This window comes from Shewanella sp. c952, from assembly GCF_019654975.1.
In the GTDB taxonomy this organism is placed as follows: domain Bacteria; phylum Pseudomonadota; class Gammaproteobacteria; order Enterobacterales; family Shewanellaceae; genus Shewanella.
The window spans coordinates 1-657 of record NZ_BPEW01000097.1 but is presented as its reverse complement, the minus strand read 5'-3'; the positions used below and the strand labels follow the sequence as shown (position 1 = coordinate 657).

Below are 657 nucleotides of genomic sequence, written 5' to 3'. Positions count from 1 at the left end.
TCTAGTACGGTCTCGTGGGCTCGGTATACCAACGGCATCAATAAATCACGCATCTATTGAATGACATTTGTATGACTCGTGCACTCATTAAAATTTGGATAATCATTTTTCTATTGGCTTTGCTGTAATGTCGCTAAGCGTTTCTCTGTATTCTTTCTGCCCTGCTCAATATGGCGTCGCATTAGTAAACTGGCTAACTCACCATCTCGCTGGGCAATCGCCTCGACAATGCGCCGATGGTCAGCCAAGGCCTTGGTCGGCCGGTTGATGTTGGTGCATTGATAACGATACATTCTCAGTAGGTGATAAAGACCACCAATCAAGGTTTCTTGAAGGTGTTTACTCCTACTGGCCTGAATGATTCGATAGTGAAAATCCACATCGCCCTCTTTTTGAAAGAAAGTATCCCCAGCCGCTAATGCCTGCTCTTGTTTGACGAGCAGTGCCTCTAACTGTGCGAGTTCCTCTTGATTGATATGTTGTGCCGCAAGCTCACAGGCCATGCCTTCTAATACGCTGCGCAGTCGATATAAATCGTTAAGCTCCTCGATTGTTAATTCTGCAACCCGCGCGCCAATATGGGGTGTTCTGACAATGAGGCGTCGTCGCTCTAGGGTGAGCAGTGCTTCTCTTGTCGGCCCGCGACTCATTCCATAT

At 47.3% G+C, this 657-nt stretch carries 1 protein-coding gene; it reads right to left on the bottom strand.

Annotated elements, in window-relative coordinates; translation table 11 throughout:
* Positions 1 to 110: 110 nt before the first annotated feature.
* A partial coding sequence (locus tag K5R16_RS22020) for a GntR family transcriptional regulator (protein WP_220740545.1) occupies positions 111 to 657 on the bottom strand: 547 nt, incomplete at its 5' end.